The 6,074-nt window shown below is 43.4% G+C and carries 6 protein-coding genes; 1 reads left to right on the forward strand and 5 read right to left on the reverse strand.

What is annotated here, in order from left to right:
• Positions 1–50 precede the first annotated feature (50 nt).
• The 5 genes from WKF69_RS18075 to WKF69_RS18095 form a co-directional block, all read right to left on the reverse strand.
• Positions 51–287: an ORF6N domain-containing protein gene (locus tag WKF69_RS18075; protein WP_340383714.1), complete on the reverse strand. Its 237-nt coding sequence runs from the start codon at positions 285–287 to the stop codon at positions 51–53.
• A gap of 6 nt (positions 288–293) precedes the next feature.
• A complete protein-coding gene (locus WKF69_RS18080; RefSeq protein WP_340383716.1) occupies positions 294–701 on the reverse strand; it encodes a GNAT family N-acetyltransferase in 408 nt (135 codons plus the stop codon).
• 166 nt (positions 702–867) lie between these two features.
• Complete coding sequence (locus tag WKF69_RS18085) at positions 868–2,409, reverse strand: acyl-CoA carboxylase subunit beta (RefSeq protein ID WP_340383718.1); 1,542 nt, start codon at positions 2,407–2,409, stop codon at positions 868–870.
• Between the two features lie 269 nt (positions 2,410–2,678).
• On the reverse strand, positions 2,679–4,313 hold the full coding sequence (gene pruA / locus WKF69_RS18090; RefSeq protein ID WP_340383720.1) for an L-glutamate gamma-semialdehyde dehydrogenase: 1,635 nt from the start codon (positions 4,311–4,313) through the stop codon (positions 2,679–2,681).
• 51 nt (positions 4,314–4,364) lie between these two features.
• Entirely contained in the window at positions 4,365–5,276 is a 912-nt protein-coding gene (locus WKF69_RS18095) for a serine hydrolase (protein WP_340383723.1), read from the reverse strand.
• Positions 5,277–5,474: 198 nt separating this feature from the next.
• On the opposite strand from WKF69_RS18095, the gene lpxK reads away from it, so the two are divergent.
• Positions 5,475–6,074: tetraacyldisaccharide 4'-kinase (gene lpxK, locus WKF69_RS18100; protein WP_340383725.1), on the forward strand; the 600-nt coding region annotated here is incomplete at its 3' end.

Consider the following 6,074-nt stretch of genomic DNA (forward strand, 5'->3'; position numbering starts at 1 on the left):
CAATAAATGTATTTATCTTTATAAAAACTGTCAACCTAATTAAGGACGAGTCAGTCACAGTTTGTGACCAGTTGTTCCTTCTCTTCATTCGAAAATTCGAACCTGCCGGCCGGACAGGCGGGCATAAAGTCGGACGGAAAGCTATCCAGATTTCTTTTTACCTGCTGCTTTAGCTTTTTAGTTTCCGTTTCATAAAGAGATGCCAGATCCGCATCGATCATAACTTTAGAACCTCTGAACTCAAAAATGAGGTTTTCGAACTGGCGAGTATTTAGAATATCTTTCATCAATGATCATAAATTTTTCTCCATAATGACATATTCAAAGCCGTTTGCCTGAGAAGTTTTATCTGTTTCAATGAATCCGAATTTGCGATAAAACCCCGCAGCCGTTGTTCTGGCATTGCACCAGATTTGATCACAACCAGCATTTTTAGAATATTCTAAAAGATAGAGAAGAATTTCCGATCCGTAACCTTTGTGCTGATATTCTGAGAGAGTGGCAAATTTTCTAAACTGCATCGAATCGTCGGTTCTGAATAATGAAACCACACTGATTAATGTATTGTTGTCAAAGAGACCGAGGTGTATCCCATCATCATCATTTGGCAAGATCACCTTGTCGAAATCCAGATCCGGGTACATTACCTTATGCCGGGTTTTCCAGGTTAGGTAAGGTGGGATTTGTTCGATATGTGACACAAAAGTTATACGTTGTACGTTTTACGTTGTAAGTTTTCTTAACGCTCGGAGAGTTTTTACGTTATACGTTTTAAGTTGTAAGTCTTCTAAACCCTCGGAGTTAGACGTGTTAAAGTCCTAAGCTGTGTACGAGTGCACGTAAAACGTATCACGTAGAACGTACAACTCACAAAGGGATATTCCCGTGCTTCTTCCTCGGGTTATTCACCACCTTATTCTCCAGCATCTTGAATGCTTTGACGAGTTTCTTCCTTGTTTCAGCAGGTTCGATAACCTCGTCGATAAACCCCCGTTCGGCAGCACGATAAGGGTTTGCAAAAATATCTGAATATTCCTTTTCTTTTTCCAGCCAGCGTGCATTCGGGTCATCAGAGGCTGTAATATCTCTTTTAAAGATGATCTCTGCCGCGCCTTTTGCACCCATAACGGCAATCTCGGCGCTTGGCCAGGCATAATTCATGTCGGCGCCAATATGTTTAGAGTTCATTACATCGTAAGCACCTCCGTACGCTTTACGGGTTATTACCGTGATCCTCGGTACTGTCGCCTCACAAAATGCATAAAGTAATTTAGCCCCATTTGTTATTATGGCATTCCATTCCTGGTCTGTTCCGGGAAGAAATCCAGGGACATCTTCAAGAACGAGCAATGGAATATTAAAGCTATCGCAAAAACGCACAAATCTGGCGCCTTTAACCGAAGAGTGTATGTCAAGCACCCCCGCGAGAAAAGCTGGCTGGTTTGCCACAATTCCAATGCTTCGCCCCGCAAGTCGTGCAAAACCAACTACGATATTTTCCGCGAAATCTTTATGAACCTCAAGAAACGAACCTTCATCTGTAATTTCGGTAATCACCTCGCGGATATCATAAGGCTGAGAGTTATTCGCAGGAATGATCTCATTTAATTGGGGGCGTAATTCTTCTGCCGAATCGTAGACAAGGGCAGGAGTATTCTCCTCACAATTCTGGGGCATATAGCTCAGCAATTGTTTGACATGATTGATCGCGTCAATTTCATTCGAACAAGCGAAATGCGTCACTCCTGATTTAGTAGAGTGCGCACTCGCACCACCAAGCTCTTCCGAACTGACTTCTTCATGGGTTACCGTTTTTACAACGTTTGGGCCGGTTACGAACATGTAAGACGTGTTCTCAACCATCAGCACAAAATCTGTAATAGCGGGAGAGTAAACAGCCCCTCCTGCACAAGGGCCCATAATAGCTGAAATTTGCGGTACTACGCCGGAAGCCATTGTATTACGGTAAAATATATCTGCATATCCTCCCAGGGACATTACCCCTTCCTGTATACGAGCACCGCCGGAATCGTTTAAGCCCACTACCGGAGCACCATTCTTTATAGCCAGATCCATGATCTTGCAGATCTTTTCAGCATGAGTCTCAGATAGAGAGCCGCCAAAAACGGTAAAATCCTGGGAAAACACATACACGAGCCTGCCGTTTATCGTTCCGTAGCCCGTTACAACTCCGTCGCCGGGATATTTTTCTTTTTCCATCCCAAAGTCTGTCGAGCGGTGCGTAACCAGCATCCCGATTTCTTCAAAGGAATTTTCATCTAACAGGAAATGAAGCCTTTCCCTTGCGGTAAGCTTTCCTTTTTTATGCTGGCTCTCAATCCGCGCTTTTCCGCCACCCAGCAGCGCCTCTTCCTGCTTTGCCTTTAGAATTTCTATCTTTTTGTTCAACGTCTAGGTTTTTTGTGAAATTAATAATTTTAAGCACAAAGCGTATACGAAAGCAACAATTGTGAAGCTGGTAAACATAAAGGATCATTATGAGATCCCTCCGTTGAAGGAAATGTCTCTGACTAAATCCCGTTAGACCCGATTCAACATTTTAACGCATCCGGGTTCCGGATTTTAGTTTTTGGAAAATGGGCGCTTTCAGGCGCCCGTTTTTTTTGTTATGGGTATCACCGACGGTGAAACCTGCAGAAATAATTTTGAGGTGACTATTAATCTTCACCCAGGAATGGGTAGCCATACTCCGTCGGCGGATCAAAAGTCTCCTTAATAGCTCTTGGTGAAGCCCAGCGAAGTAGATTGATCATCGAACCCGCCTTGTCATTTGTGCCAGACCCTCTCGCACCACCAAATGGCTGCTGACCAACTACCGCACCAGTACACTTATCGTTTATATAGAAATTGCCGGCAGCATTCCTCAGAGCCTGCGTTGCCTTAGCGATGGCGTAACGATCCTGAGCAATGACAGCTCCTGTAAGCGCGTAGATCGACGTGTTGTCTATAATTTCAAGTGTTTTTTCGAAATCTTTATCGGCATATACAAAAATTGTAAGCACAGGTCCAAAGAGCTCTTCGCACATGGTCACATAATTCGGATCCTTGGTCACAATGATTGTGGGCTCAATAAAATAGCCTTTTGATTTGTCGTAATTCCCGCCGGCGATTATTTCAAGTTCTTTATCCTTTTTGGCTGTATCGATATATTTAGCAAGTTTGTCGAATGATTTTTCATCAATAACAGCATTTATAAAATTGCTGAGATCTTCAACAGGCCCCATCTTTATATTTGCCAGATCGTTAAGTACACGTTCTTTTATAGCCGGCCAAACTGATTTGGCTACATAGATCCTTGATGCTGCCGAACATTTCTGTCCCTGATACTCAAAAGCACCTCTGACTATCGCCGTGCTTGCAGCTTCAACGTTTGCTGAGCCATGAATAAGGATAAAATCTTTACCTCCGGTTTCGCCTACTATACGCGGGTAGGTTTTGTATTTGTGAATGTTATTTCCAATAGTTTTCCAGATATCCTGGAAAACGCCGGTGGAACCTGTAAAATGGATACCTGCAAAATCAGGATGATTGAAGATCACTTCACCCGCATCAGGACCGGAAACGTAAACAAGATTTATAACTCCGTCGGGCAATCCTGCTTCGCGAAAGATCTCCATTAATACATTTGCAGAATAAATCTGGGTATTCGCAGGTTTCCATACTACTACATTTCCCATCATAGCAGCAGAAGTAGGAAGATTCCCGGCAATTGCCGTGAAATTGAACGGAGTGAGGGCAAATACAAAACCTTCCAAGGGTCTTTGTTCAAGCCTGTTCCATACGCCCCGTGGCGATACGGGAGGCTGTTGTTTGTAGATCTCGGTCATGTACTTCACATTGAACCGAAGAAAATCAATAAGCTCGCAGGCTGAATCTATTTCCGCCTGATAAGCGCTTTTAGATTGACCGAGCATGGTGGCCGCATTAAGCTTGTAGCGGTAGGGGCCAGCGATCAGATCTGCAGCCTTTAAAAATATAGCAGCACGGTGCTCCCATGCCAGATCTTCCCAGCCAAATTTAGCTTTTAAAGCAGCATTGATGGCATCAGTAACATGTTTTTTTTCACCCTGAGAATAAGTAGCAAGAATATGTTTATGATCGTGCGGAGGGCGTATATCTACTTTTTTATCTGAGCTTACTTCCTTTCCGTTTATGATCATCGGTATATTGATGATTTTGGAACGTGCTTCCAGAATCGCTTCTTTTAATAAGTTTCGTTCTTTACTTCCCGGAGCATAATTTAATACGGTTTCGTTTACCGGTTCTGGCACGTTGAAAAATCCTTTTAACATAATTGGTTGTTTAGTTGGTGCAAAGGTAGGAGTTAAACGGGTTTTCTTTGCTTAATCCGCATAATTCTCAACACCCGCTGCTGGTTTCCATTGAGATTTGGGCTCAAAATAGTTCCAAAGCAATTTGGACAGGCTCCGGATCATACGATAGCCCTCATTGTCCGGTGTCCAACTGGTGTCCTTTTGATTTTTAGTGATTATACAAAATACATAATCACCATGCGGCGCATTTACCATAACAACTTCCGAACGAGAGCGATCTACTGCACCCTGTTTCGACGCCGCCTGAATGTATGGCGGGATTTGCGATAATGCTTCTGCGTCCCAATAGATTCTTACCATATTACGGTACATCCTTTCGCTCGCGGCAGGGCTTACAGCAGTTCCCTGATGGATCATTTTTAACAGAGTTGCCATTTCACGCGGTGTGGTCTGTCCCCAGCCATATTTACGCCAGTCTCCCGTCCTCCCAGCGGTACGGGAATTCATGCGGGTATTTTTAAAGCCATTCGCGTCGAGCCATTTATTTATATTTTCACCGCCGACCAGCTTCTGAAGCCAAAGGCTTGCCGTGTTATCACTCGTTGTAATGCTTAGCATCTGAACCTTTCCAAGTTTGATCTTTTCACTATCCTTAAATGAGCCAAGGATATCTTCGCCGGCATATAATAAGCTATCCTTGTACACGAGAGTTTCGTCATACTTAAGCTCGCCCTTTTCTATTTTGTCAAATACGCCGCACATGATCGGCACTTTGATCATACTGGCGGTTGGAAAGATTGTATCTGCATTAATTTGCGCGATTTTGCCTGTTTTTAAGTTCTGAACATATATTCCTACATCGCCCTGAAATCCTTTTACCAGTTCCTCAAGTTTCAAATTTAATTTACGATCTATTTTGTCTTGTGCGCTTAGGGACAGAGTGCCAGCTAAGAAGCAGGCGATTGCGATAGAAATTTTCATCTGTTGATAGTTTGTTTTTTAAAGGTGATGAACCTGCCTGCCGGCAGGCAGGGCTATCATGATTTTAAATCTTCATGCCCCTGTGGGCTTTGGCAAAATCATGATGGTTTCTTCATTGTATTGTTTATCCCAAAGTAGTAAAATATCGTAAATATAAGGTTGAAATCAAAAGTGTATTTTTGCTGTAAGCCTGTTCCTATGAAGTCGTTTAGATTGCTATTATTTCCGTTTTCTTTAATTTATGGCGTTGGCGTGATGGCGCGTAATCTTGCGTTTGACCTGGGTATTATGAAGTCGACCGAGTTTGATCTGCCAATAATTTCTGTAGGCAATTTATCTGTTGGCGGTTCCGGAAAAAGCCCGATGACTGAGTATCTCGTCCGCTTGCTAAAGGATAAGTATAAAATATCAACCCTAAGCAGGGGCTACGGAAGGCGTTCAAAAGGTTTTCGCCTGGTAGATCAAACCTCACTAAGTACCGAGGCTGGAGATGAGCCATTACAGTTTAAGCGAAAATTCAATGACATCACAGTAGCCGTTTGCGAAAACAGGGTAGATGGCGTCAAAAAGCTTCAGGCCGATCATGAGCTCGTGATCCTTGACGATGCGTACCAGCACAGAGCGCTCAGGCCTGGCTTAAGTATATTACTATTTGACTACAACAGTATTTCAGACTTTAAAATGCTGCTGCCGGCGGGGGATCTAAGAGAGCCTGTGTGGGAAAAGGATCGGGCAGATATACTCGTCATAACTAAAACCCCGCCGGGATTAGATCAGGCTGATCGCCAGGAGATCTTA

The organism is Daejeonella sp. (assembly GCF_037719425.1).
Classification (GTDB): Bacteria; Bacteroidota; Bacteroidia; order Sphingobacteriales; family Sphingobacteriaceae; genus Daejeonella.

Excerpts from the sequence above, each read along its gene's own strand:
- WKF69_RS18075 (WP_340383714.1), bottom strand. The coding sequence starts at position 287 with ATGAAAGATATTCTAAATACTCGCCAGTTCGAAAACCTCATTTTTGAG.
- pruA (WP_340383720.1), bottom strand. The coding sequence starts at position 4,313 with ATGTTAAAAGGATTTTTCAACGTGCCAGAACCGGTAAACGAAACCGTA.
- WKF69_RS18095 (WP_340383723.1), bottom strand. The coding sequence starts at position 5,276 with ATGAAAATTTCTATCGCAATCGCCTGCTTCTTAGCTGGCACTCTGTCC.